Source organism: Modicisalibacter luteus DSM 23508, assembly GCF_000378505.1.
Classification (GTDB): Bacteria; Pseudomonadota; Gammaproteobacteria; order Pseudomonadales; family Halomonadaceae; genus Modicisalibacter; species Modicisalibacter luteus.
On sequence record NZ_KB899995.1, the window covers coordinates 59,507 to 82,693 of the forward strand.

The 23,187-nt window shown below is 59.0% G+C and carries 22 protein-coding genes, 1 tRNA gene and 2 pseudogenes; 16 read left to right on the forward strand and 9 right to left on the reverse strand.

Annotated features, from left to right (window positions below):
- The first annotated feature begins 168 nt into the window (after window positions 1-168).
- Complete coding sequence (rph, locus tag F568_RS0111395) at window positions 169-906, forward strand: ribonuclease PH (RefSeq protein WP_019018856.1); 738 nt, start codon at window positions 169-171, stop codon at window positions 904-906.
- A gap of 84 nt (window positions 907-990) precedes the next feature.
- Here the strand turns inward: rph and F568_RS0111400 are convergent, their stop codons facing one another.
- The gene (locus F568_RS0111400; protein ID WP_019018857.1) at window positions 991-1,758 is read right to left on the reverse strand and encodes an exodeoxyribonuclease III; all 768 of its coding nucleotides are present in this window, start codon (window positions 1,756-1,758) and stop codon (window positions 991-993) included.
- A gap of 104 nt (window positions 1,759-1,862) precedes the next feature.
- Between F568_RS0111400 and pyrE the strand changes: the two genes are divergently transcribed.
- The 4 genes from pyrE to rep all read left to right on the forward strand — a co-directional run bounded on the left by pyrE (window position 1,863) and on the right by rep (window position 5,732).
- Entirely contained in the window at window positions 1,863-2,534 is a 672-nt protein-coding gene (gene pyrE, locus F568_RS0111405) for an orotate phosphoribosyltransferase (protein WP_019018858.1), read from the forward strand.
- A gap of 27 nt (window positions 2,535-2,561) precedes the next feature.
- Window positions 2,562-3,113, forward strand: coding sequence for a YfaZ family outer membrane protein (locus tag F568_RS0111410; RefSeq protein ID WP_019018859.1), 552 nt, complete (start codon window positions 2,562-2,564; stop codon window positions 3,111-3,113).
- 64 nt (window positions 3,114-3,177) lie between these two features.
- A complete protein-coding gene (trmL, locus tag F568_RS22780) occupies window positions 3,178-3,696 on the forward strand; it encodes a tRNA (uridine(34)/cytosine(34)/5-carboxymethylaminomethyluridine(34)-2'-O)-methyltransferase TrmL (RefSeq protein WP_019018860.1) in 519 nt (172 codons plus the stop codon).
- 5 nt (window positions 3,697-3,701) lie between these two features.
- Window positions 3,702-5,732: a DNA helicase Rep gene (gene rep / locus F568_RS0111420; RefSeq protein ID WP_019018861.1), complete on the forward strand. Its 2,031-nt coding sequence runs from the start codon at window positions 3,702-3,704 to the stop codon at window positions 5,730-5,732.
- 71 nt (window positions 5,733-5,803) lie between these two features.
- Here the strand turns inward: rep and F568_RS0111425 are convergent, their stop codons facing one another.
- A complete protein-coding gene (locus F568_RS0111425; RefSeq protein ID WP_156817426.1) occupies window positions 5,804-6,592 on the reverse strand; it encodes a c-type cytochrome in 789 nt (262 codons plus the stop codon).
- A 247-nt stretch (window positions 6,593-6,839) separates the two neighbouring features.
- On the opposite strand from F568_RS0111425, the gene F568_RS0111430 reads away from it, so the two are divergent.
- The 3 genes and pseudogenes from F568_RS0111430 to F568_RS24420 form a co-directional block, all read left to right on the forward strand.
- Window positions 6,840-6,916, forward strand: a tRNA-Arg gene (locus F568_RS0111430).
- A gap of 440 nt (window positions 6,917-7,356) precedes the next feature.
- Window positions 7,357-7,686, forward strand: a complete 330-nt coding sequence (locus F568_RS0111435) for a four-helix bundle copper-binding protein (RefSeq protein ID WP_019018863.1) — start codon at window positions 7,357-7,359, stop codon at window positions 7,684-7,686.
- Window positions 7,687-7,893: 207 nt separating this feature from the next.
- Window positions 7,894-8,140, forward strand: a pseudogene (locus tag F568_RS24420) (aldehyde dehydrogenase (NADP(+))); the annotation flags it as partial.
- Window positions 8,141-8,370: 230 nt separating this feature from the next.
- Here F568_RS24420 and F568_RS0111440 read toward each other — a convergent pair.
- On the reverse strand, window positions 8,371-8,673 hold the full coding sequence (locus tag F568_RS0111440; RefSeq protein WP_026300492.1) for an ArsR/SmtB family transcription factor: 303 nt from the start codon (window positions 8,671-8,673) through the stop codon (window positions 8,371-8,373).
- A gap of 85 nt (window positions 8,674-8,758) precedes the next feature.
- Here F568_RS0111440 and F568_RS0111445 point away from each other — a divergent pair, with 85 nt between their 5' ends.
- The 5 genes from F568_RS0111445 (at window position 8,759) to F568_RS0111465 (ending at window position 12,755) form a co-directional block, all read left to right on the forward strand.
- Window positions 8,759-9,850: an NADH:flavin oxidoreductase/NADH oxidase gene (locus F568_RS0111445; protein ID WP_019018865.1), complete on the forward strand. Its 1,092-nt coding sequence runs from the start codon at window positions 8,759-8,761 to the stop codon at window positions 9,848-9,850.
- A gap of 16 nt (window positions 9,851-9,866) precedes the next feature.
- The gene (locus tag F568_RS25415) at window positions 9,867-10,031 is read left to right on the forward strand and encodes a hypothetical protein (RefSeq protein WP_019018866.1); all 165 of its coding nucleotides are present in this window, start codon (window positions 9,867-9,869) and stop codon (window positions 10,029-10,031) included.
- Between the two features lie 186 nt (window positions 10,032-10,217).
- The gene (locus F568_RS0111455; RefSeq protein WP_019018867.1) at window positions 10,218-10,511 is read left to right on the forward strand and encodes a putative quinol monooxygenase; all 294 of its coding nucleotides are present in this window, start codon (window positions 10,218-10,220) and stop codon (window positions 10,509-10,511) included.
- 10 nt (window positions 10,512-10,521) lie between these two features.
- Entirely contained in the window at window positions 10,522-11,541 is a 1,020-nt protein-coding gene (locus F568_RS0111460; protein ID WP_019018868.1) for a zinc-binding alcohol dehydrogenase family protein, read from the forward strand.
- Between the two features lie 227 nt (window positions 11,542-11,768).
- Window positions 11,769-12,755 carry an MBL fold metallo-hydrolase gene (locus tag F568_RS0111465; RefSeq protein WP_026300493.1) on the forward strand — a complete coding sequence of 329 codons (987 nt, stop codon included), beginning with the start codon at window positions 11,769-11,771 and terminating at the stop codon, window positions 12,753-12,755.
- Window positions 12,756-13,450: 695 nt separating this feature from the next.
- Here F568_RS0111465 and F568_RS0111470 read toward each other — a convergent pair.
- From F568_RS0111470 to F568_RS0111490, 6 genes and pseudogenes are all read right to left on the reverse strand, one after another.
- Complete coding sequence (locus F568_RS0111470; protein WP_019018870.1) at window positions 13,451-13,750, reverse strand: hypothetical protein; 300 nt, start codon at window positions 13,748-13,750, stop codon at window positions 13,451-13,453.
- A 26-nt stretch (window positions 13,751-13,776) separates the two neighbouring features.
- Window positions 13,777-14,529, reverse strand: a complete 753-nt coding sequence (locus tag F568_RS0111475; RefSeq protein WP_051087963.1) for an ABC transporter ATP-binding protein — start codon at window positions 14,527-14,529, stop codon at window positions 13,777-13,779.
- Between the two features lie 11 nt (window positions 14,530-14,540).
- The gene (locus F568_RS0111480; RefSeq protein ID WP_019018872.1) at window positions 14,541-15,305 is read right to left on the reverse strand and encodes an ABC transporter permease; all 765 of its coding nucleotides are present in this window, start codon (window positions 15,303-15,305) and stop codon (window positions 14,541-14,543) included.
- The gene (locus F568_RS0111485; protein WP_019018873.1) at window positions 15,302-16,336 is read right to left on the reverse strand and encodes an ABC transporter substrate-binding protein; all 1,035 of its coding nucleotides are present in this window, start codon (window positions 16,334-16,336) and stop codon (window positions 15,302-15,304) included. Before F568_RS0111485 ends, F568_RS0111480 begins: the two co-directional genes overlap by 4 nt.
- Before the next feature lie 335 nt (window positions 16,337-16,671).
- Window positions 16,672-16,899 (reverse strand): annotated as a pseudogene (locus tag F568_RS24430) (lyase family protein); the annotation flags it as partial.
- Between the two features lie 33 nt (window positions 16,900-16,932).
- Window positions 16,933-17,151, reverse strand: coding sequence for a hypothetical protein (locus F568_RS0111490; RefSeq protein WP_019018874.1), 219 nt, complete (start codon window positions 17,149-17,151; stop codon window positions 16,933-16,935).
- Window positions 17,152-17,363: 212 nt separating this feature from the next.
- On the opposite strand from F568_RS0111490, the gene F568_RS0111495 reads away from it, so the two are divergent.
- From F568_RS0111495 to F568_RS23940, 3 genes are all read left to right on the forward strand, one after another.
- Window positions 17,364-18,185 (forward strand): M48 family metallopeptidase, encoded by an 822-nt coding sequence (locus F568_RS0111495; protein WP_019018875.1) that lies wholly within the window; start codon window positions 17,364-17,366, stop codon window positions 18,183-18,185.
- A gap of 480 nt (window positions 18,186-18,665) precedes the next feature.
- Window positions 18,666-18,869: a cold-shock protein gene (locus F568_RS0111500; RefSeq protein ID WP_019018876.1), complete on the forward strand. Its 204-nt coding sequence runs from the start codon at window positions 18,666-18,668 to the stop codon at window positions 18,867-18,869.
- 851 nt (window positions 18,870-19,720) lie between these two features.
- The gene (locus F568_RS23940) at window positions 19,721-23,089 is read left to right on the forward strand and encodes a cellulose binding domain-containing protein (protein WP_019018877.1); all 3,369 of its coding nucleotides are present in this window, start codon (window positions 19,721-19,723) and stop codon (window positions 23,087-23,089) included.
- Window positions 23,090-23,187 lie beyond the last annotated feature (98 nt).

Below are 23,187 nucleotides of genomic sequence, written 5' to 3' on the forward strand. Positions count from 1 at the left end.
TGAGCGTTCAGCCAGCGCTTAGGCTGAAGGCGGTGCGCCCAGTGATAAAAACTCCAGTGTAACGGATTTGTCGCGTAACGAGCGCCAGCGGTAACCAGGTTCGTCCGCGTGATAAGGCAGGAGTGTGTAGAATGGCGTCCTTTCAGTGATGCGATTGCGAGAGATAATATGCCCACGGACTTCAAGCGCCCCAGCGGACGGCGGCCCGATCAGCTGCGAGAGATCACGCTGACCCGCGAATACACCCGGCATGCCGAGGGCTCGGTGTTGGTCGCGTTCGGTGATACCAAGGTGTTGTGTAACGCCAGCGTCGAGCCCGGCGTGCCGCGCTGGCTGCGTGGCAAGGGGCAGGGCTGGATCACCGCCGAGTACGGCATGCTGCCGCGTGCCACGCACACTCGCGGCGGCCGCGAAGCGACCCGCGGAAAGCAGGGTGGCCGCACACTGGAAATCCAGCGTCTGATCGGCCGCTCGCTGCGCGCCGCGGTGGATCTCAAGAAGCTGGGCGAGTTCACCATCACCGTCGACTGCGACGTGATCCAGGCCGATGGTGGCACGCGCACAGCCTCGATCACTGGCGGCTGCGTGGCGTTGGTTGATGCCATCCGCTATCTGCAGCGCAAGAAGCTGATCAAGTCCGACCCGTTCAAGGAGCTGGTCAGCTCGGTATCGGTGGGCGTGTTCAAGCAGACCCCGGTGGTCGATCTCGACTATCCCGAGGACAGTGGCGCAGACACCGACATGAATGTGGTGATGACCGAGGGCGGTGGCCTGATCGAGGTGCAGGGTACGGCGGAAGCGATGGCGTTCTCACGAGCCGAGCTCGACGCCATGCTCGATTTAGCAGAAAAGGCCGGTGCGGATCTGTTTGCCCATCAGCGCGAGGTGTTGGGCCTGCGCGAGTAAGCAGCGGACACGACAACGCCGGCCCCAGGCCGGCGTTACTCGTTTTGCGACGATGAACCTGATTCTTATCGATCGAGGTTGTCGTTATAGGTCGAGATCGTATTCGATGATCAGCGGCGCATACTCGGAGAAGGTCGCTTCACGGTCGATCCAGGCGTCGACTACATGGCGGCGGAAGTTGGGTCCGACGATCTGATAGTCGATGCGCCAGCCTTCCTGGCGGCTGCGCGGCACGTCCTGGTCGAGTTTCGGCCACCAGGTGTATTCGCCGGCGTCGCGATTGACCTCACGGAAGGTGTCGATGAAGCCGGTGGGGCCGAACATCTGATCCATCCAGGCGCGCTCTTCCGGCTTGAAGCCGGGCGTGGTCTGGTTGTCGGCCCAGTTGGCCAGGTCCACCGTCTTATGAGCAATATGCCAAGTGCCGCAAATGATATATTCCCGGCGCTTGCGGGCCATCTTGCTCAAGTACTCCTGATACTGGGCCATGAAGGCCTGCTTGGCGGCGTAGTCGCTGCCATCGGGCATCAGGAAGCTGGCGATGCTGAATCGGTCGTAGTCGGCCTGCAGAAAGCGCGCTTCGTTGTCGCACTCAGGGAAACCCAGGCCGTACATGATGGCCTTGGGAATCTTGCGGCAATACAGGCCTACGCCCGAGAAATTGTCCTGCTCGGCATCGAGGAAGTAACCCTCGTAGCCTTCGGGGTAGAGGATGCTATCGTCAAGGTCGAAGCTTTTGGCCTTCAGGTTCTGCACGCAGACGACGTCGGCATCCTGGTCGGCCAGCCAGTCGAGAAAGCCCCGCTCGACGGCTTCGCGAATCCCGTTAACATTGATGCTGGCGATTTTCATACATGGTCCCTTTTTCGTCGCGCGTGTATCATACCCGAGCTTTCGACGTTTGGGTAAATGGCCCTAGTTAATAAATATGATAGGGAGGCAATGTGGCCGGTCACATGCAAGCATATCAGCGTGAGTTCATCGCCTTCGCCATCGAGCAGGGCGTGCTCAAATTCGGCGAATTCACCCTGAAATCCGGTCGTGTCAGTCCCTATTTCTTTAATGCCGGCCTGTTCCGCACCGGCTCGGCCCTTGCTCGCCTGGGGCGTTTCTATGCCCAGGCAATCGCCGATAGCGGCATCCAGGCCGACGTCCTGTTCGGACCAGCCTATAAGGGAATCTCGCTGGCCGCGAGTACTGCCGTGGCGTTGGCCGATCATTACGACCGTGACATGCCGTTCGCTTTCAATCGCAAGGAGGCCAAGGATCACGGCGAAGGGGGCAACATTGTCGGCGCCGATCTCAACGGCAAGGTGCTGATCATCGATGACGTGATCACCGCCGGGACCGCGATCGGTGAGGTCATGCAGCTCATCGATGCGGCTGGCGCACAGGCGGCAGGCGTAGTCATCGCCCTCGACCGTCAGGAGCGTGGGCAAGCTGACGGCGAAATAAAGAGCCAAAGCGCCATCCAGGAAGTCGAGGCCCGCTATGGCATGCCGGTGATCAGCATCGTCACCCTCGACCAGGTTCTCGAGTATCTCGAGACCCAGGCCAGCGATGAGCACAAGCCCTACGCCCCGGCCATTCGCGACTACCGGGCGCGCTACGGTGTCGTCAGCGCGTAGAAGAACGTATCCAAGAGAATGTCCGCAATGAAAGCAGTTTTCCTTCTGGCTGGTGTGGCCAGCCTGACCCTGACGGCCTCCCTGGCACAGGCCTCTGGCCTTGACGTGAACATTAATAACGAAGCGGCCCGGTTCGCGGCCAGCGGCGAGCTCAAGCCAGGCATCGAACTGGGCGGCAGCCTGCTCAGCAGCGATGACAACGGCGATCTCACCGCCGCCAGCGTCCAGGTGCTGGGTACCGAAACCGCCCGCACCTATGAAGTCGGCGCGGGGCCGCGCTGGAGCCATTACGACAGCGACCATGGCAAGGGCGGTGGTCTGGGGCTGGGCGGTTACGGCTATGTTTCCCTGCCCGCCGTGCCCAAGCTGTCAGTAGGCGGCTATGGCTTCTACACGCCGGGAGCGCTGACCTATCAGGATTTCGATCATGGATCGGAAATCGGGGTCCGGGCTCGCTACCGCGTGGCTCAAAACGCGCAGGCTTATATCGGCTATCGCCGGATCGGCGCCGAGTTCGACAATAGCGATAGCGAGACACTGGATAGTGGACCGCTGGTCGGCGTTAACCTGTTGTTCTGATCTGGCCAACGGCCACCCCCATCGGGCCCCGGCTGGGGCCCGATTGCGTTTGACGGAGACTCCCATGCTCGACGTCGTGTTGTACCAGCCCGAGATCCCGCCCAATACCGGCAATTTGATCCGGCTGTGCGCCAATACCGGGTTCCGCCTGCATTTGATCGAGCCGTTGGGCTTCATCCTCGATGACAAGCGCCTGCGGCGCGCCGGACTCGACTACCACGAATGGGCCCGAGTGACGGTGCATGCCGATTGGGAGGCCTTCGTTCGCGATGTCGCTCCCGAGCGGATCTTCGCCGTTTCCACCCGAGGACGGACCGGCTACCATGAGCCGGCATATCGGCCCGGCGATGCGTTGGTGTTCGGCCCGGAAACCCGCGGCCTGCCTCAGGCCATGCTCGATGCACTCCCGGCCGAGCAGCGTCTGCGTATTCCCATGTTGCCTGACAGCCGCAGCCTCAATCTCTCCAATGCGTGTGCCATTCTCGTTTTCGAGGCGTGGCGCCAGCTGGGATTCGCCGGGGCTGGCCATCCGGGTGCTCTGGACGTATCCACTCCCTTCGGTGCCCAGCAGGGCCACGAGTAACGCTTATGTCGATCCAGCAACGCCTTGCCAAGCTCAATCCGCGCCAGCAGGAAGCGGTGCGCTACATCGATGGCCCGTGTCTGGTGCTGGCCGGTGCCGGCTCGGGCAAGACCAGCGTGATTACCACCAAGATTGCCTACTTGATCCAGGAATGTGGGATGAGCGCGCGCAAGATCGCTGCGGTCACCTTCACCAACAAGGCGGCCCGCGAGATGAAGGAGCGCGTGGGCAAGTTGCTCAAGGGCAAGGAAGGGTACGGCCTGACGGTGTCGACCTTCCACACGCTGGGCCTGACGATCATCCGTGGCGAACTCAAGACGCTGGGTTACAAGGCGGGATTTTCGCTGTTCGACCCTGAAGACGCCAAGGCGTTGCTGCGTGACCTGATGCAAAAGGATGCTCAGGTCGACGCCGATCAGATCAATCGTGTGCAGGGCCAGATCTCGACCTGGAAGAACGATCTGGTGCTGCCCGGCCAGGCGCTGTCACAGGCGGCGGACGAAGACGAGCAATACGCGGCGCGCCTTTACGAGGCCTACAATCGCCACCTCAAGGCGTATAACGCCGTCGACTTCGACGACCTGATCCTGCTGCCTGTGGTACTTCTGCAGCGTGACGCCGAGGCGCTGGCGCGCTGGCGGCGCAAGTTCCAGTACATGCTGGTCGATGAGTATCAGGACACCAACGTCAGCCAGTACCTGCTGGTGCGCCTGCTGATGGCCGAGCGTGCGACCTTCACCGTGGTCGGTGATGACGATCAGTCGATTTATGCCTGGCGTGGCGCACGACCGGAGAACCTGGTCACCCTGGGCGAGGACTTCCCGCGCCTGCGGGTCATCAAGCTGGAGCAGAACTACCGTTCCACCGGGGTGATACTGCGTGCCGCCAACACGCTGATCGCCAATAACCCCCACGTCTACGAGAAAACCCTGTGGTCCGACATGGGGCCGGGCGAGCCGATCCGCGTCGTCGTCAATCGCCACGAAGAGGCCGAAGCCGAGCGTGTGGCCAGCGAAATCCTCACCCGGCGCATCAAGGAGCGTGCCGAGTGGCGCGACTTCGCGGTGCTCTATCGCGGCAACTTCCAGGCCCGGTTGCTCGAACTCAAGCTGCAGCACTACCAGATTCCCTACAAGCTTTCCGGCGGCACCTCGTTCTTCTCGCGCAACGAGATCAAGGACGCCATGGCCTACCTGCGTCTGCTGATCAATCCGGGTGACGACAACGCCTTCCTGCGCATCGTCAACGTGCCACGTCGCGAGATCGGCCCGGGCACGCTGGAAAAGCTGGCCAATTATGCCACCGAGCGTAGCATCTCGATGTTTGCAGCCTGCCATGAACTGGGCCTGGAGCAGGTGCTGCCGGCCCGTGCCGTGGAGCGGCTTTCGCGCTTTACGCATTTCATTGACGGTGTGCGCAAGCGGATGGATCAAGGCGATGCCATCGCCGCGATTCGCGAGATGATGCGCGACATGGATTACGAGGCCTGGCTGCACCAGAACGCCAGTGCGCCGACTGTGGCCGAGCGACGCATGGCCAACGTCTGGACGTTGATCGACCAGCTCGAGAAATCGATGGAGCGTGAGGACGGCGAGGAGACCGATGACGTTCAGTCAGCTATCTCGCGGCTGGTGCTGCGCGACATCCTTGAGCAACAGGCCGAGGAAGACGACTCCGATCGCGTACAACTACTGACCATGCACGCTTCCAAGGGACTGGAGTTTCCTCACGTCTACCTGATGGGGCTGGAAGAGGAACTGTTGCCGCACCGTAACTCCATCGAGGCCGGCACGGTTGAGGAGGAGCGCCGCCTGGCCTATGTGGGCATTACCCGCGCTCGCCAGACCCTGACATTGACACTGGCCCGTCAGCGCAAGGCCTACGGCGAGCTGATGGACTGCGTTCCCAGCCGCTTTCTCGATGAGCTGCCCGAAGACGACCTCGAATGGGAGGGGCGTGCCGACAAGGAAGACCCCGACAAGAAGCAGGCGCGTGGCAAGGATGCGATTGCCGGGTTGCGTTCGCTACTGGGGTAAGCCCGAAAGCTTGCTGAGTATGCAAAAAACGGGGCGCTAGACGCGCCCCGTTTGGCTAGACGAGCCAGTCGTTACTGTACGCTGGAAACCATGTGATCGACCGCGGCCTCAACCTCGGCATCGGACAAGCTGGGGTTGCCCCCCTTGGGCGGCATGGCATTGAAGCCATTGATGGCATGGTCATAAAGTGTCTCGATGCCCTTCTCCATACGCGTTGCCCAGGCTGTATCGTCACCTAACTTGGGTGCGCCGGCGGCCCCGGTATCATGACAGGCCATGCAAATCTGGCCATAGACCGCGGCACCGTCGATATCGCTGTCGCTACTGGCGGCAGCCTGCTGATCGCCTTCGTCCTGGGCAGGGGCGGCATTGCCTTCTGCTGTTGCCGGCGTTGCGCTTTCGCCCGTATCGGCGGCCACGTCTTCGCTGCGGACCGGGTCGGTCAGGTAGTCCACGGCATCCTTCACTTCCTGGCCGGTCAGGTTGGGATTGCCGCCCTTGGCGGGCATGGCATTGAAACCGTTAATGGCGTGGTCGTAGAGCGTATCCATGCCTTTTTCGAGGCGTGAGCTCCAATCGGCGGCTTCGCCACGCACCGGCGCACCGGCGGCGCCGGTAGTATGGCAGGCGGCGCAGACGCTAGTGTACACGTCCTCGGCCGAGCGACCGTCTCCGGTAGGGCTGGCCTGGGCGACAGCGGCTGCGCCACACTCATCGCCCTGCAGGCAGAGCTGGCCGAACGGCTTGAGTCGTTCGGCGATGGCTTCACGGGACATGCCATCGTCTTGTGCCGAGGCCACCATACCGGTAATCAGGCCCAGGGTGGCCAGAGCCCCCATGATCAGTTTCTTGTAAGTCACTCTCACCACCTCGCTCGGTCCTGTCGTTGGTATTCTTCTCTTGGCCCGAAGGCGCAACGCGCCGACAGTATAGCGACAAGCCTCTGGGCAAGAAAATGCGACAAACCGCGCCGCTTGAGGGCTGGAATGATGACTCGATGCGCCGGAAGCCGCGTCCGGGCTGGACAGTGCCTAGCAGTAACGGGTAGGATGACGCGCGTCGTCTGCGCACTCATGTCGCAGGTGGGGCCGGTCTACCGGTCAGTGTCCGCCCTTAGCTCAGCTGGATAGAGCGTTGCCCTCCGGAGGCAAAGGTCATAGGTTCGAATCCTATAGGGCGGGCCAGTCATACCAAGGGCTTGCGAGTAATCGCAGGCCTTTTTCATGCCCGTTCGTCAGGCTGTAATCACGCTGGTAATCGAAAGTCCAAGCGAATCGCTGATCAACATCGCGCTTCTTTAGGCTGGGCGAAACACACGAAACGCCAGCATACATTTTAATTACCGATGCCAGCCTTAAGTTAGAAATGCCTATCACTCATGTGGGCAATCTCCTACAGAGTAACAGCCTAATCATCCTTACATTTCCGTAAGGAATTTGGAGCCTCCAGAGACCCGGATGGGATATACCTTAATAGCCACATTAGCTTGCGCTAGGTAGTCTGCTTTCGGTTGCGTAACAGGATCTGTCAGCTACTTTTATTAAAAGCGGCTTAGCCTGCTAATAATCGGATTCTGGGGAGCCTGGGCTTGCCAGCCGAAACCAACATTTATAGGAGATGCGAGATGGACCTCGATAAATTCAAGGCCTGTATCGAAGCCTGCAATACCTGCGCTACTTACTGTGACTACTGTGCAGCGTCCTGCTTGCAAGAAGATGATGTCAAGATGATGGCTGAGTGCATTCGTCTGGACATGCAGTGTGCCCAGATTTGCCGCTTGGCCGCGTCATTCATGGCCCAGGGCAGTGAATATGCCAATGATATTTGCAGAATCTGCGCGGAAATCTGCAAGAAGTGCGGCGACGAATGCGCCAAGCACGAGGCAACCCACTGCCAGGAGTGTGCCAAGGCATGCTATCGCTGTGCTGAAGAATGCGCTGCAATGGCATCCTAATCGGCACTAGCATTTGTGGTTGAAAACCCGGTCCATTGGCCGGGTTTTTTATTGCTATACCCAGAAACTCGTTTTCCCAACCTGACAGCTTAAATTTTGACTGACGGCGCAGTTTAGAGTGGGAGAGGCTAGGGGTTGGAATAGGGAGGGGTCGACGCAGACCACCAAAGCTACTTATCGCTCATGCATACACGGTTAGTAGGTAATACGCTGGAGCGCAAGGCAGGCCGCGTGCTGGTCAACGGCTGGCCGACCGGGGTCGAAGTGTGCCATGCGATGGTTCACGGCGGGCCGTACCCGGCGACCTCGGACAGCCGTACCACCTCGGTGGGTAGCGCGGCGATCTTCCGCTTCCTGCGCCCGGTGTGCTACCAGGCGCTACCGGAAGGGGCCGCTCAAGGAGAGCAACCCGCTGGGGCTCAAGCGGCTCTATGGCGGCAAGCGCGAAGGCTGATTACCGTAGCTGAACGATAAATGACCGAGCCGGCATGGGGCGACCCATGCCGGTTTTCTTGAACTATGAGTGCAGCATGTAACAGAACCGAACCACGCCTGCAGCACAGCTCTTCATACAAAAATTAGTTAGGCTTACCCAATTTTTAACCATGACTCTAGTTATGTGCAGTCAGCAGACAAGAGCAGCGACGCGCATCACGGCCTGATGGTTGCATTACTAACGACCCTTTAGTCGTGCTGGGACAGGATCGTTTCCAGCAGTCCTGGAAACCGATTATTCAAGTCATCCCTACGCAGCGAGTTCATATGGGTCGTGCCAACATTCTGGGTCTGCACCAGGCCGGCGTCCCGCAGCACCCGGAAATGATGGGACATGCTGGACTTAGGGCGGCCGCCGTCCAACTCGCCACAGCTGGCTTCGCCCATCTCGTCGAGGCGCCTGATGATCTCCAAGCGAACAGGATCGCTCAAGGCGTACAGCACGCGCTCAAGAACGAACTCGCTGAGGGGGGGGTGTTTGAAAGGGCGCATGAGTGAATCATACACGGATTTGCTCATTGCTCATAGTTCGAATAATATCGAATTAACGTAATAGGTGGCCCCTGGAGAAACCCTAATGTCTGCGCTGTTCCAACCTTTCACTCTTAAGGGTGTCACGCTTCGAAACCGAATCGCGGTTCCCCCTATGTGCCAGTACTCGGCCAATGATGGTCTAATCAACGATTGGCACAGTGTGCACTTGGCCTCCCTCGCGCGTGGCGGGGCCGGACTGATCATCGTCGAGGCGACCGCCGTGGCGCCCGAAGGGCGCATCACGCCCGGCTGCGCCGGTATCTGGAATGATGAGCTGGCCCAAGCCTTCGTGCCGGAGGTGCAGGCGATCAAGGCTGCTGGCGCCGTGCCGGGTATCCAAATCGCCCATGCCGGGCGCAAGGCCAGCGCGAATCGCCCTTGGGAAGGCGACGACCATATCGGCGAGGATGATCCGCGCGGCTGGCAGACCATTGCCCCCTCGGCCATCGCCTTTGGCGCCCACCTGCCCAGGCAGCCTAAGGCCATGAGCCTGGAAGACATCGCCCGGGTGCGCGAGGATTTCGTCGGCGCCGCTCGCCGTGCACGTGATGTCGGCTTCGAGTGGCTGGAACTGCATTTCGCCCATGGCTATCTGGCCCAGTCATTCCTCTCCGCACACTCCAACCAGCGCGATGACGCCTACGGCGGTAGCTTCGACAACCGTAGCCGCTTCCTCCTGGAAACCCTGGCGGCGGTGCGCGAAGTATGGCCGGAGCACCTGCCCCTGACCGTTCGTCTCGGGGTTATCGAATACGACGGCCGAGATGAACAGACGCTATCCGAAGCCATTGAACTGACACGTCGCTTCAAGGAGGGTGGACTGGACCTGCTTAGCGTCAGCATCGGTTTCTCTGTTCCCGAGACAAATATTCCTTGGGCGCCCGGCTTCATGGGCGAAGTTGCCCAGCGTGTGCGGCGCGAGGCGGAGATACCCGTGGCCTCGGCATGGGGCTTCGGCACGCCGGGCGTCGCCGAAGAAGCAGTCAAGAGCGGTCAGCTGGATCTGGCCATGATCGGCCGGGCCCACCTGGGCAATCCGAATTGGTCCTATTTTGCCGCCCGAGAACTGGGCGTCGACCGTGCAGCTTGGACCTTGCCCGCTCCCTACGCGCACTGGCTAGAGCGCTACAAGTGATCCCGTCGGGGCGAGGGTGGCCATCAGTTGGCTTTATCGTCCGGTGCACCAGCGCCTGCAGGCGCTGGTGGCTTACCTGCTGAGCAACTTCCTGACTCGGTCCCTCCATGTCATTGGAGAGGGTAATGCCATGTCTCGCGTCATACGCTTTCATCGCATCGGTGGTGCGCTTGTTCTGTAGATCGACGTGCCCGCTCCCGGCGCGGGCGAGGTGCAAGCCCGCGTCAAAGCCCTCGGCAGCAACCGAGCCGAGGCGTTGTCGCGCGTAGCAGAGTTTAGGTTTTGCCCGCATGGCTGGCATGGACATCTCCGATAGGCCCGTGCCGACCGAACAACGCCCCCTAATTCCACGCAGACAGGAGATTTGATGACCGCCCCACTAACACTGGTCGCCACACTGGTTGCCAAGACCGGCTTCGAAACTGAACTCGAGCAGGCGCTGCAGGACCTGCAGCCCCCCAGTCGAGCGGAATCGGGCTGCATCCAGTACGACTTCCACCGTGATGCCGAGCAGGCCCGCACCTTCCACATGATCGAGCAGTGGCGGGACGAAGCTGCTTTGTCCATGCATGAAGCGACACCTCATTTCCAGGCAGCGCTACCTGTCATCGAACGCGCCGCTGAAAAATTCTCTGTCACGAAGATGTATCGTGTCTCCTGAGGAGATCTGAATGAAAGCCATTGCACACTTCAAATGCCTGCCTGTGGAGCATCCCGATTCCCTGGTGGAGATCGAAATACCCGAGCCGGTGCCGGGGCCACGCGACCTGCTGGTGGAGGTCAAGGCCGTATCGGTCAATCCTGTGGACACCAAGGTGCGGCAGGGCTACGTACCGCACGCGGACGAAAGCCAGCCGCGTATTCTCGGCTGGGACGCTGCCGGCGTGGTCAGGTCGGTCGGCCCCGAAGTGACGCTATTCAAACCCGGCGACAAGATCTGGTACGCCGGGTCGCTGGTCCGCCCGGGCAGTAACAGTGAACTGCAACTGGTGGACGAGCGTATCGCCGGTTGTATGCCTCAGTCTCTGCAGTTCGCCCAGGCCGCCGCATTGCCCCTGACTTCCCTGACTGCCTGGGAGCTGCTCTTCGATCGCCTCGGTGTCGCACGGGATACCACCGACCGGGGCGAAACGCTGCTGATCATCGGCGCTGCGGGAGGGGTGGGTTCGATCCTGACGCAGCTGGCTCGGCAGTTCACCGGGCTGACAATTATTGGCACCGCTTCCCGGCCTGAAACCCAGTCTTGGGTTACCGAGCTTGGCGCGCATCATGTCATCGACCATAGCAAGCCGCTCAGTGAAGAACTTAGGCGCATCGGTATCCCCGAAGTCAGCCATGTCGCAAGCCTGACTCAGACCGACCGGCACTATGAACAAATCATCGAGTCGCTGAAGCCACAAGGTAGGCTGGGCCTGATAGATGACCCGGCCACGCTGGACGCCGTGCCGTTGAAGCGAAAGAGCCTGTCGCTGCACTGGGAGCTGATGTACACCCGCTCGCTGTACGGGACTGAGGACATGCAGGAGCAGCACAACATCCTGAATGAAGTGGCGCGGCAGATCGATGCGAGTGTCCTGCGCACCACCGTTGGGGAGCATTACGGGCGCATCAGTGCAGACAATCTTCGTCGTGCCCATGCTTTGCTGGAAAGCGGAAAGTCGAAGGGAAAGATCGTGCTGGAAGGCTTCTGATATCTATAGAAGTTTCTGCCGGCCCGTACGGGCCGGTAACTACAGCGCCAGTCAATCCCAGCCATCTATCCTGGAGCCCGGCAAGCAGGGCATGGCTCAGGCCTACTTACACCTGGCCCGAGCGCGTTCGGCAAAGGGGTTATCAAGGTTCGTAAGCGCAGGGCGCTAAGGGATCTTAATTTGAAAAAGCATCGCTCTTAAAAGAGCCTGATACCGGAGCTAAATTTATGAAAGCAGTTAAAAACCTTCCGTGGCTCGCGAGTGCCTTGGGAGTGGTGGGAATGCTGGCTGCGACTCAGGCGACGTTTGCAGCCCCAACCGATCGGTATCAACAGGCGGCCGGTTTCTATCGGCAAATGGTAGGCGAGACGGTTGTTACCGCTGTTTATGATGGCTATGCCGATCTCGATCCGAGTCATCTCTCAGGCATGTCCCAAGATAAGATTCAAGAGCACATCTTCAACGAGTATCAAAAGGCGTCTCCGCTCGTGCAGACTGCCGTAAATGCTTTTCTAGTCGACGATGGTGAGCAGTTGGTCTTGATTGACTCCGGTTCCTCGGACTGCTTCGGTTCGACCATGGGGCATATGGTCGACAATATCCGGGCCGCTGGCTTCGAACCGGAGGAAGTCGACACCGTGTTGTTGACCCACATGCACCCGGACCATGCCTGCGGTGTGACACTGCCTGATGGTGAGCCAGCCTTCCCAAACGCGACTGTTTGGGCAGCCCGTCGTGATGCGGAGTACTGGCTCAACGATAATATGGAAAGCACCCTTCCAGAAGGCCAGCGCCCCTTCTTCCAAATGGCGCAAAATGCGATTGCGCCCTATGATAACGCAGGTAAATTCAAGACCTTCAGCGATGGAGACTCCATCGTTCCGGGTATCCAAGTGGTACCGACAAATGGCCATACACCTGGACACACCTCCTACCTGCTGAGTTCTGGTGCCGAGAAGCTTCTGCTGTGGGGCGACATTGTGCATATGCACTCCGTGCAGTTGAAGCATCCAGAAGTCACGATTGCAGTGGATGTTGATCCGAAAGCTGCAATGGCATCGCGCACTAGGCTGTTAGCTGAGGCAGCTAATGAACGTTGGCTGGTTGCAGCGGCGCATTTGCCCTTTCCTGGCCTAGGCCACCTGCGGAAAGAAGAGACGGGGTACAGCTGGGTGCCTGTTGAATACCGAAATCCTATCAACTCTGAACGCTAACTAGCACTGCATCGCCTTGAAAGGCCATGGGACCCATGGCCTTTTTTGTTGGTAAACCAGCCGGCATGCCTAGATGAAAGAATATTTAGAAGCTAAGGATGTTTGGTTATCTACTGACTTAGAAATGCCTAGCCCCTTTATTAGTAGATACTAAGCGTTAGGTAAAATATTGATGTATGTAGCGAAGTGTTTGGCCGTATAGACTCTAGGGTAGGAGGGTTTATGATTCTTGGGATCAACCAATAAACGCAGCACCTGTGACAATACGCCTGAGTAACCCAAGCGTTTCCTGGGCCGGCTGTTGAGCTTCTCAACCACCCGTCGATGCTCGGTATCACTTACCCACCGGAAGTCTGTATTTGCTCCCGCGAATAAAGGTTCGGGTTATCAAAAAATCTCTCGGGCTTTTTACCATTGCTCGGGATAAACCAATCGGTGTTTTGCCCTAGAGCGCCCTGAGTGGAAGAAACGAACAAACATATAAGCTTCTCAGGGAAACTGTTATTCATAGCAGCGGCAGCCACTGGGGCGATGAGCAAGAAGCCTTGCTATGCAGCGCATATGTATCGGTAGTCAAAAAAGTAAGAGCTAAGGGCAGCCAACCAGAAGCTGCGCGACATGATAGCGGCGCTATCCTCCAGTCAGCGGTGGCGATCATGTAGCTGCGGCGGAATTTATGCAGCATTCCCTAAGGCTCAAGCGCGAATGTAGGCCCAGCCTTTGGCCTGGAGTTCGGCGAGGGTGACCACCGCCGCCTCGATCTCGACGAGCTCGCGGGTATTGTCGAGGCCCTGAGCCGAGAGTGAATTGCGACATAGCCGCAGCAGCGGATCAGTGGCATCGGGGATGGCCAAGGCGGCGGCCACGGCGCCGGCATTGGCGATAATCAATACCTCGGCATCGGGCCGGGCATTGCGCAAGTTGGCGGCATTACGTCGGGCGCGGGTCAGCGCCTCGGCCGAGGGCGCGTGAAGCAGGACATGAAGAGCTGTCATGAAGATCTCCCTGAGTGGAGCCATGGTCAGTGGTTGCCGATGCTCGCCTCGACTTGCTGTACCAAGGGCGCGAAACCGGGATGGTCGCGGCGCTCGTCCAGCGGCAGCGGGACTTCGAAGGTCTGCACCACGCCGGCGGGCCGGTCGGGTGCTTGTCCGCCCAGCACCATCACCCGATCGGCGAGCAGGACGGCTTCCTCAATATCGTGGGTGACGAAAACGATCGCGGCCTCGGTGCGTCGACGCAGATCGACCAGTTCCTGCTGGAGTCGCCGTCGGGTGATGGCGTCCAGCGCCGAGAAGGGCTCGTCCATGAACAGCACCCGCGGGCGAACGGCGAGCGCCCGGGCGATGCCGACCCGCTGCTGCTGCCCTCCCGAGAGAGTCCGGGGCCAGCGTTCAGCGAGCTCATCCAGCCCCACCAGCGCCAGCGGTTCCAAGGCGCGGCGGCGGCGCTCGGCTCTCGTAAGCGTTAGGCCCTCCAGGCCGAGTTCCACGTTGCTCCGAACCCTGCGCCAAGGAAAGAGCCTCGGGGCCTGGAAGACCATCGACCAGGCGCGAGTGTCTGGCGTGTTAGCGGCGGGGATCTCCACCCGGCCCGATCGTGGGGCAAGCAGGCCGGCCAAGGCACGCAGCAGGGTCGACTTGCCGACCCCTGAGGCGCCTACGATGGCCACGAACTCCTGAGGATGCAGTGTCAGGTCGACACCGGCCAGGATGGAGGTGCCGGCGAAGCCCAGGCTGACGTTCCGCGCGCTGAGTACCGGGGGGCTGGTCATGCCGGAAGCGGTCATGATTGCCACCTTAGCAGTCGGCGCTGTACCAGCATGAACAGGAAGTCGAAGGTCGCGTAAAGAGCGGCGATAGTCAGCATGTAAACCACCACGATGTCAGTGGCCAGCAGGCTCGAGGCCTCCATCATGCGCTGGCCAATGCCGGGGATGCCGAAAAGCTCAGCGGCCACGACGGTCATCCAGCCCTGGCCGAGGCCGGCACGCAGGCCGCCGAGAATACCCGGGGCCGCTGCCGGCAGGCTGACCTTTGTCAGACGGGCCAGGAAGCGCTGCTGACCGAAGGCGCGTGCCACTTCCTCATAGCCAGGGCCCACCGAGTGTACGGCGCTGTAGCTGGCGAAATAATTGATCCAGAACACCCCAATGCTGATGATGAAGGCGGCCGCCGAGGGGTTGATGCCGAACCAGATGATGGCGAAGGGGATCCATGCCAGCGGCGGAATCGGGCGCAGCAAACGGGCAAGCCATGCATGCGCGGCGTTGAACCTGGGCAGCAACGCGGCCGACATGCCCACGGTGATGCCTAGGATCGAGCCCAGCAGTACGCCCACGCTGTAGTGGCTGAGGCTTGAGCGCACGACCTCGAACCAGATGCCATCGAGCAGTTCCAGCCACAGCACACTGGGAATTGTCGACGGCAGAGGAACCAAGCTGCCGGGCAGCAGGCCGCTACGCAGCGAAAGCTCCCAGAACAGCAGAAAGCCGATGAGTCCCAGGGCACTGTAGAGGGTGCGCTGCGCGCGTGTCAGGCCTTCGGTCATGGGCGCTCGGTCTCCGCGATCACAGCGTCATACAACGACGTATCGAACAGGGCCTCGAGGTCTACGGGTTTCTTCAATGAACCCTGTTCCACTTGAAAATCATGCATCCGCCGAGTTCCTTCGCGGATGGCATGTGGATCGCTGCCATAGTTGGACGAGGGCGAGGCGAGGGCCGCTTCCACGGTTTCGAGCGGGATCAGGCGCTTGCCAACGAAATCCCGCACATGGGGTGCGGCGCGTTTGGGGTCTTCGACGAGCATCTTGGTGGCCTGCAGGTGCAGTGCCATTAATGCCTGCATCGCCTCGGGATGCTCCGCCAGAGCGGCTTCGCGAGCGGCCAGCACAGCGCCAGGCTGACCCGGCAACATGGCATCGGCGCGGGCCACCACGCGGGCCCTGTCGTCACGCTGCTGCACGGTGGTGAGGATCGGCTCGAGAATCGAGGCGGCATCCACGGCACCCGCGAGCAGCGCCTGCTGGACACGATCGGCGCCCATGGCAACGATTTCCACCGCCTCCAGACCCACACCCAGCTGCTCGATCAGCCAGAAACGCAGTACAGTGTCCGGCACCGAGCCCTGGGGGAAAGTGGCGATCTTGGGCTTGCGGCCCTCTGTCTCGGTGAAGCTGGCGATCGCTTTTGCCGCATCATTGTTGGCGCGTTCGAAATGGCCCGCCAGCTCGCCACGTGCTACCAGGCCGATCTGCTCGCTGATGCTGGCCGCCAGGACCTTGATCGGCACGCCATTGGCTCGGGCGACCATGGCGGGACCAATGCCGAAATACATGACGTCCAGCTCCCCCGAGGCTAATGCCTGGACCATGGCCGGGCCGCTAGAGAAACGGGTCAGCTCAAGTTCGAGGCCAGCCTCCTCGGTCCACCCCTCGCCCTCCATCACGAACAGCTGGGCTACCGGCAGGATCGGCATGTAGCCGACTTCCAAGGTAGTGGTGTGATCATCGGCGTGTATCAGGCTAGAGAAGGCCAACAAGCTGGCGAGCAGAGCCGCGAAGGAGTTGCGAAGTGACATGGCAGCATGTCTCCGTCAGAAAGTATCTATATTCAGTTTAGCGCCTAGTTACTTATAGCTAAATAGCTATTGAAAAGTTGTCGTTATAACCATGGAGATGCAGCCAGTCTGGTCGTGTAGAGCATCCTTTCAGCCCACGCCACGTTCCAGCAAGGATTATCCAGGTCAGCTATATTCCCCGCACCCTGTCGGGCAAGCTCGGCGAGCTGCAGTAACGTATTTTTATGGTTAATTATTCTTTAATGCGCCAAGAGACTTAGAAAGCAATATTGCAACGACGACAGCTGAGCGCACGGCGCTGTAAACACTTTGAACCCCGCCCCCAGAGGCGGGTTTTACGACTGGACGGGGGGCGTCCCACACTGCCGGATTCTGTACCGGTCATTGGATAACACCCTCGTCATTCCCAAGTCCAGTTCGCCTTCGCAGGCTCGGGTTATGCTCAGGTCATTTCCTAACACTCGGAAGTAAACCTGGATGGCCATTTGGGGTATGACCGGATTGACTTTGCCAGGCATGATGGAAGAATCTGGCTGCACCGATGGCAAGATAATTTCGTTTAGGCCGGCGCGTGGGCAGCGAGCGGCGGGGAGCTACTAATTCAGTGAGCCTATCCCACCTTCCTTGGCCACCGCACCTGGCATCATCTTGTCTACGGCCTCGTTCGCTTCCTCGGCAACCTCCTCAATCTCTCCCTGGACTTGCTCAGGCTCGATCTCAACGGTATCAGGCGGCTCGGGTACTACGTCAGTGGTATAGCTGAGAGCCAACATCACGGCCGACAGGACGCCGGCCGAGGCAAAGGTCCATTTCATATCACTCATCCTTGAAGCGGGAGAGTAGATTATCGCGCCGAGCGATATCTGTGAATAATGTGGATTATATTTGCCTCGCCTGCTCTAGGAGGTTGCCCTAGAAGGTGAATCAGGGACGAGCCCAAGGCACATTCCATATCAGAGATACTTTAGGGCGCCTAGTATGTATGCCTTGGATTGAGGTTTACTTTCCTCTTGGCTAAGGCCGTGGGATGTTCGTCTGGTTCACTGACGAGAAGGACGATGCGATGCGCCTGTTATTCATGCTGCTCTTGGTACTTCTGGCCGGCTGCGAGGAGACGCCGACCGGGCGCTCACAATTGGCACTGGTCCCCGAAGACCTGATGGCGCAAATGGGCGAGGATACCTTCGACCAGCTGCGTCGTAATCAGCCAGTGTCACGCGACGCGGCCGCCAACCGCCAGGTACAGTGCGTGGCCCGTAATGTGGTGGCCGCCGCCGAGGCAAGCTACCCCGCCGCCGACCTGCCCGACGCTTGGGAGGTCGTCGTCTTCGAGGATGCTTCTCCCAATGCCTTCGCTCTGCCGGGGGGACGCATCGGCGTGCATGCCGGCCTGCTGCGGGTGGCTGAGACCCCGGACCAGCTGGCGGCGGTAATCGGTCATGAAGTGGGCCATGTGCTGGCCGATCATGGCAATGAGCGTCTTACCCAGCAACTCGGCATCAAGGCCGGGTTACTGCTGGTGGGATTGTTCGGGGAGGGCGATCTGGGGCAGCAACAGTTAATGCAGGCCTTGGGACTCGGCGCCCGGCTCGGCATCAGTCTGCCGTTCAGTCGCGCCCACGAAGAGGAAGCCGACCTGATGGGGCTGGCGATAATGGCGCGGGCGGGCTTCGACCCGCAACAGAGCGTGGAGCTGTGGCGCAACATGGCAGCCGCTGGTGGAGGCCAGCCCCCTGAGTTCCTCTCTACTCATCCCGCTCACGGGTCACGCATCGAGGCATTGCAACAGGCCATGGAGGAAGCCGTGGCGACCTATCGCGCTACCACCCCGGCTGATTGTTCCGGGTAGTCAATCATTAGGGATCCGACAGCTAACTCGGTACATTATCGTGACGGGTAGCATTTATCCTTGCCATGGGCTGACTGAGCCATTATGCCAGCCTCCTCCTGTAGAAATGAGACCGGAGTAGCGCTGCTGTCAACCCATAGCGGGCATGAGGCGAATGGATTAGAAGCCAAGCATAAAAGCATGAGCGCAACTATTGCCATAAGCGTTTATAAGCGCTGCCAGGCGGCCCTTTAGACCACCTCGACCCCCGGGTCGAGCCAGGCCACAAAATCTGCCATGGCGCCTCCTCAAGGCTTCTCGGCATTTTGGTTGACAGGATAAAGGTGCTGTGGCATGATGCGTTCAGTTGGTTAGCAAGTCGCATATCGTCAGTTGTACTCGAATCATTCGGTAGCCTGGTTATATCCCTTGTTTTGCCCACTTCATCTGGGGTAGCACCCGGCAATCGCATAAAGCGCTTAGCGCGTAAGGAATTCGAACATGGCAACTGGCACAGTTAAGTGGTTCAACGACTCCAAAGGCTTCGGTTTCATCTCTCCCTCTGACGGCGGTGATGACCTGTTTGCCCACTTCTCTGAAATTCAGGCTGACGGCTTCAAGTCCCTGCAGGATGGTCAACAAGTCTCTTTTGACGTGACCCAGGGCAAGAAAGGCCTTCAGGCTGCGAACATCAAGCCTCTCTAACTCCGGTTAGTCTGCGCTTTCGAGCCGTAAGGCTTCGAGCACGAAAGCCCGCTTAGGCGGGCTTTCGTGTTTTTGTATGTCTGATTTCTGAGTTAATAGACCGTGATTGGATATCGGTAAGAACCAGGTACTGGCTGCCTCCCGACAGCGCTAGCTGAAGCGTATGCAACAAGCGGCTCTACACCGTGGGGCTCTAGCTCTACTCAGGCGCCCTTGTACCGAAATCGTCTAACCCAAGTTAATTGGAGTTACTTTTTTAAACATTACAGTTATTGAATGTAAGGCGCTATGCTTCTAGTATCTTGGATACGGTAAGCAGCGGCCAAGGATAGGCTGCCAGTTCAGGAGAGCGCGGTCAGGATGACCGAGGCTTGGGAAGGTAGGCGATTAAAGGCAGGAAGCCATCGACGCCAAGGATCCCGGAACGGCTTACCTAATTGCAGTAGTTCCCTTGCGTACTGCATAGCCCGGTCTCCCCGCCCTAGGGGAGCCGGGCTGTTTTGATTTGCCCGCCACCATTCGTGCCGTGTGGTACAAGATCACCCTCGACAGCGGTTGCAATGCTCGGCATACAGCCAATGAATCAATCCTCCGCTAAAGAAAACGTGGCTTCGCCTGCCCTTGGCTAACGACTCCGCCAATTCGCTAATGTCTGGAAGTCTCTGCCGTTTCGCCTCGCTTGCCTGCGCTCCGAGGCATTACCTAGGCTGCCTTTATTAGCGATCTTTATTTTAGCTTTTGGTTCTTCGGGTCGAGCATGTAGCCGAGCCTTTAGTCTGGCTGCCCTGCAGCCCGCCGGCCCTCTCGTTTGATCCGATCACACCAAAGCCTGGAGCGAAGAGAGGTGAATCATGGTGGCTCAAGTTGAATACAGGGTAACGAGCCAGTGGGATGATGGGTTCGTGTTCGAGGTAGTACTGTCCAACAGCGGTACCCGGACTATCAATGACTATCAGGTCGGCTTCAACCTCCCAGGTGAAGTCACGCAGGTCTGGAATGGACGTATCTCGGCGCAGGAGGGAGAACGCTACCTCATTGCGGATGACGATGAGAGCAATGATCTTGCTCCTGGCGAAACAACCAGTTTCAAGGTCAAGGCGCTAAACAGTAGTGCACAAATGCCAACTGGTTTCACGGTCAATGATCAGCCGGTAATCGTCGACGCCCCAGCGGCAGAGGATCCAGCCAGTGAGGTCAGCCAACGCTTCGTCGATGGCATCGCTTCAGTCCAGCCGGGAATAACCGCCGAGGCTCTTGAAACGTTGCTCAATGAGGCACCCCAAGGCGCTACCGTACGTCTGGCTCCTGGCGAGTTCGCGCTGAATGATTCGATTGTGGTAACGCGCTCGGATGTTTCCCTGGTTGGGGCGGGTTCCGGAGAAACGATACTGACTTTTACCGATGAAGCACTGGCCAAGGATGATCGGCAAGGCCTTCTTTTCCAGGGAATCCAGACTGCCAGCGCGGGAACGCTGCAGGCTGACTTGTCCGAAGGAGACCGGACCCTGGCGCTCGAAAATGGTCACCGGCTTGAGGTCGGCGATACGGTGCGTCTATGGCAAGACAATGATGCGGAGTATTTCGAAGAGATCGGCAATACGACCTGGCAGGGCAGCAGCAATACACCGCTGCGTACCAGCATGGCCAAGATTGTGGCGCTCGAAGGCAATACGGCGACGTTAGATCGCGGCGTCCATTTCGATATGGAGGGCGGCAAGGCGCGAATACAGCGCTTTGATGCACTTGAGAATATCACCGTGGAGGGCTTTTCGGTCGGCTATCGTCTAGGAACGCCCGACCCTGCCGTCTTCAGCAACACGCTATCTGAACTCAAGGGTTATCATGCCGTGGAGTTCGATGGCACCTTCGGGGGGCATATCGAAGATGTCGAGATAATCAATGGCCCTTCCGTGGCTTTCGAGTTCTCACGCTCCGTGGATGTTTCGGCAGATGGCTTGCGTGCTAGCGGCGCTTTCAATAAAGGAAGCGGGGGTAACGGGTATGCATACGAACTGCGTGAGAGCTATGACGGCACCTTTACGAACCTGGAAGATAGCGGGATGCGACATAGCGCCCTTTTTGCTTCCTGGCGCTCCTCGGTCGGAAATAACGTGCATGTCGAGTCGACTGACCGCGATATCAACTTCCATGGCGGGCAGGACCAGAACAATACGGTCCATGTCGACCAGTCCCTACGTGATCCGGCGACTGATAACCTGTCTCCGGTGCTCTGGATCAATCAGGGCGGGGAAACCTTCGGTGCTCCTACCGATCCTACAGCGAACCAGATAGCGTTCAATTATGTAGTGGGTTCCCGGCGCGACGATGTCATACCGGGCTCGGACCTTGGGGTGTATCTGGACGGGGCTCGCGGCCATGACACATTGTTGGGCGGAGCTGCTGATGACATCTTGACTGGAGGCGCGGGCAACGATGTCCTTGAGGGTGGGGAAGGTGCTGATACGGCGCTTATGCTAGCGAGTATCGAAAACTACACGATCCGCGCATTGAACGACGGCAGTATCTTCCTTGATGGTAACAACGATGACGATCTGCTGATCGACATGGAACGTGCCGTGTTCGCAGAGGGTGCTGTCCTGGATGTTGATTCCCGAACTGTCACGCAGGGACAGCCCATGGAGGTTCCGAGCGCCGAGGCAATCCTGGCGGATGACGAGCTTATCTTTACGCCCCCACCTGAGGGTGACGGACTCACGGAACCGCCTGGTGTCGATGACACCTTGGAAGTGTCCGCTTCGGCTCGATTCGAAAGCGTCAGCCGTTGGTCGTCAGGTTATGTACTGGCGGTCAAGATAACCAACACAGGCGAGACGGAGATTGAGAATCCTCGTGTCAGCTTCGATTTGCCCACCGAGATTACCCAGTTCTATGGAGCAAGCCTGCTTTCGCAGCAGGGAGACACGTATACGGTTAATCTGGGGGAGGGCGAACGTCTAACTTCTGGCGAGACTCAGCACTTTTCCTTCAAAGCCTACGCCCCGGAAAGCCACCTTCCAGAAACACTCCGGCTCAACGAGCATATAGTTGATACCGACACGACTGCGATATTCGCAGGTGACGATAGCGAGCCCGAACTCAGCGCGCAAACGAAGATCACCAGTAACGTTATCAGCAGCTGGGGGAGTGGTTACACTGCCGAAGTCATTGTGGAAAATACCTCAAGCTTGGCCCTGGTCGATCCGGCGATCAGTTTCGATCTACCAGGAGGCATCGATACCCTGTGGAATGGAGTCGTCGAGCGAGAGGGCAGCCGTTACACCATCACGGATGACAACCCTGCCACGCTGCAGCCAGGTGAAAGCTGGCGTTTTTCTTACAAATCCTACGATGCTACCCAGACTTTGCCGACCGACCCTCAGGTCGTTGGCAAAGTAGAAGCGCCAATAAGCGAACCAGCCGTGACCCAGGCCAACATTATCAGTGCCTGGTCGGGGGGATATACCACCGAAGTGTTGATCGAGAACACCTCGGCCACCGCCATTGCCAACCCTACTGCCAGCTTCGAGCTTGCGGCGGATATCGATACGCTCTGGAACGGAATGATGGAGCGTGAGGGAAACCGATATACGGTATCGGACGATAGTTCTAACGTACTCCAGCCCGGTGATGTGTGGCGCTTCACGTATCGGGTCTATGACGACCAACAATCCTTGCCCAGTGATGTCGTAGTGGAGGGTCAGGCAGAACCGGCAAAAACCGTTCCTGGCGAGTACCAAGCCAACGTGGATAGCGACGGCAACCTTGTCACGGGCGAACCCGGCAGCACCCTGGTCGGGTCCGATGGTGACGATATACTCAATGGTCTGCGTGGAGATGACTATTTGACCGGGGGCAATGGAGAAGACCGTTTGGTAGGTGGTCGCGGCGCCGACAAGCTGACCGGGGGAGCCGGTGCGGATACCTTCGCATACCTGTCCACCTTCGATTCTACACCGCTGGGCACCGACACGTTGCTGGACTTCAATCGCCTAGAGGGTGACCGGATCGATGTGAGTGCGGTTGATGCCAGTACCGAACTGGAGGGTCAGCAGAACTTTACCTGGCTGGGCACTCAGGGGTTCAGCGGCAAAGGCGGAGAACTGCGTACTTCGGGGGCGAGCCTACAAGGTGATGTGAATGGCGACGGCGTGGTCGACCTGGAAATTGAAGTTCTTGGCGTGAATTCGCTCGCTCCTGGCGATGTGGTAATACAGAAATAACTTCACTCCGCCCTAGTAGGCGGAAATCTCACCCCTTAGCAACGAAAGCTCAAGCGGCCGTGTTGCTAAGGGGTGAGCGTGTTTTCAAGTCGCCTTGG

Excerpts from the sequence above, each read along its gene's own strand:
- F568_RS0111490 (WP_019018874.1), bottom strand. The coding sequence starts at position 17,151 with ATGAAATGGACCTTTGCCTCGGCCGGCGTCCTGTCGGCCGTGATGTTG.
- F568_RS23940 (WP_019018877.1), top strand. The coding sequence starts at position 19,721 with ATGGTGGCTCAAGTTGAATACAGGGTAACGAGCCAGTGGGATGATGGG.
- F568_RS0111435 (WP_019018863.1), top strand. The coding sequence starts at position 7,357 with ATGGACCTCGATAAATTCAAGGCCTGTATCGAAGCCTGCAATACCTGC.
- F568_RS0111460 (WP_019018868.1), top strand. The coding sequence starts at position 10,522 with ATGAAAGCCATTGCACACTTCAAATGCCTGCCTGTGGAGCATCCCGAT.
- F568_RS0111485 (WP_019018873.1), bottom strand. The coding sequence starts at position 16,336 with ATGTCACTTCGCAACTCCTTCGCGGCTCTGCTCGCCAGCTTGTTGGCC.
- rep (WP_019018861.1), top strand. The coding sequence starts at position 3,702 with ATGTCGATCCAGCAACGCCTTGCCAAGCTCAATCCGCGCCAGCAGGAA.
- F568_RS0111455 (WP_019018867.1), top strand. The coding sequence starts at position 10,218 with ATGACCGCCCCACTAACACTGGTCGCCACACTGGTTGCCAAGACCGGC.
- F568_RS0111470 (WP_019018870.1), bottom strand. The coding sequence starts at position 13,750 with ATGACAGCTCTTCATGTCCTGCTTCACGCGCCCTCGGCCGAGGCGCTG.
- pyrE (WP_019018858.1), top strand. The coding sequence starts at position 1,863 with ATGCAAGCATATCAGCGTGAGTTCATCGCCTTCGCCATCGAGCAGGGC.
- F568_RS0111400 (WP_019018857.1), bottom strand. The coding sequence starts at position 1,758 with ATGAAAATCGCCAGCATCAATGTTAACGGGATTCGCGAAGCCGTCGAG.
- F568_RS0111445 (WP_019018865.1), top strand. The coding sequence starts at position 8,759 with ATGTCTGCGCTGTTCCAACCTTTCACTCTTAAGGGTGTCACGCTTCGA.
- rph (WP_019018856.1), top strand. The coding sequence starts at position 169 with ATGCCCACGGACTTCAAGCGCCCCAGCGGACGGCGGCCCGATCAGCTG.
- F568_RS0111465 (WP_026300493.1), top strand. The coding sequence starts at position 11,769 with ATGAAAGCAGTTAAAAACCTTCCGTGGCTCGCGAGTGCCTTGGGAGTG.
- F568_RS0111440 (WP_026300492.1), bottom strand. The coding sequence starts at position 8,673 with ATGCGCCCTTTCAAACACCCCCCCCTCAGCGAGTTCGTTCTTGAGCGC.
- F568_RS0111410 (WP_019018859.1), top strand. The coding sequence starts at position 2,562 with ATGAAAGCAGTTTTCCTTCTGGCTGGTGTGGCCAGCCTGACCCTGACG.
- F568_RS0111475 (WP_051087963.1), bottom strand. The coding sequence starts at position 14,529 with ATGACCAGCCCCCCGGTACTCAGCGCGCGGAACGTCAGCCTGGGCTTC.
- F568_RS0111495 (WP_019018875.1), top strand. The coding sequence starts at position 17,364 with ATGTTCGTCTGGTTCACTGACGAGAAGGACGATGCGATGCGCCTGTTA.
- trmL (WP_019018860.1), top strand. The coding sequence starts at position 3,178 with ATGCTCGACGTCGTGTTGTACCAGCCCGAGATCCCGCCCAATACCGGC.
- F568_RS0111500 (WP_019018876.1), top strand. The coding sequence starts at position 18,666 with ATGGCAACTGGCACAGTTAAGTGGTTCAACGACTCCAAAGGCTTCGGT.
- F568_RS0111480 (WP_019018872.1), bottom strand. The coding sequence starts at position 15,305 with ATGACCGAAGGCCTGACACGCGCGCAGCGCACCCTCTACAGTGCCCTG.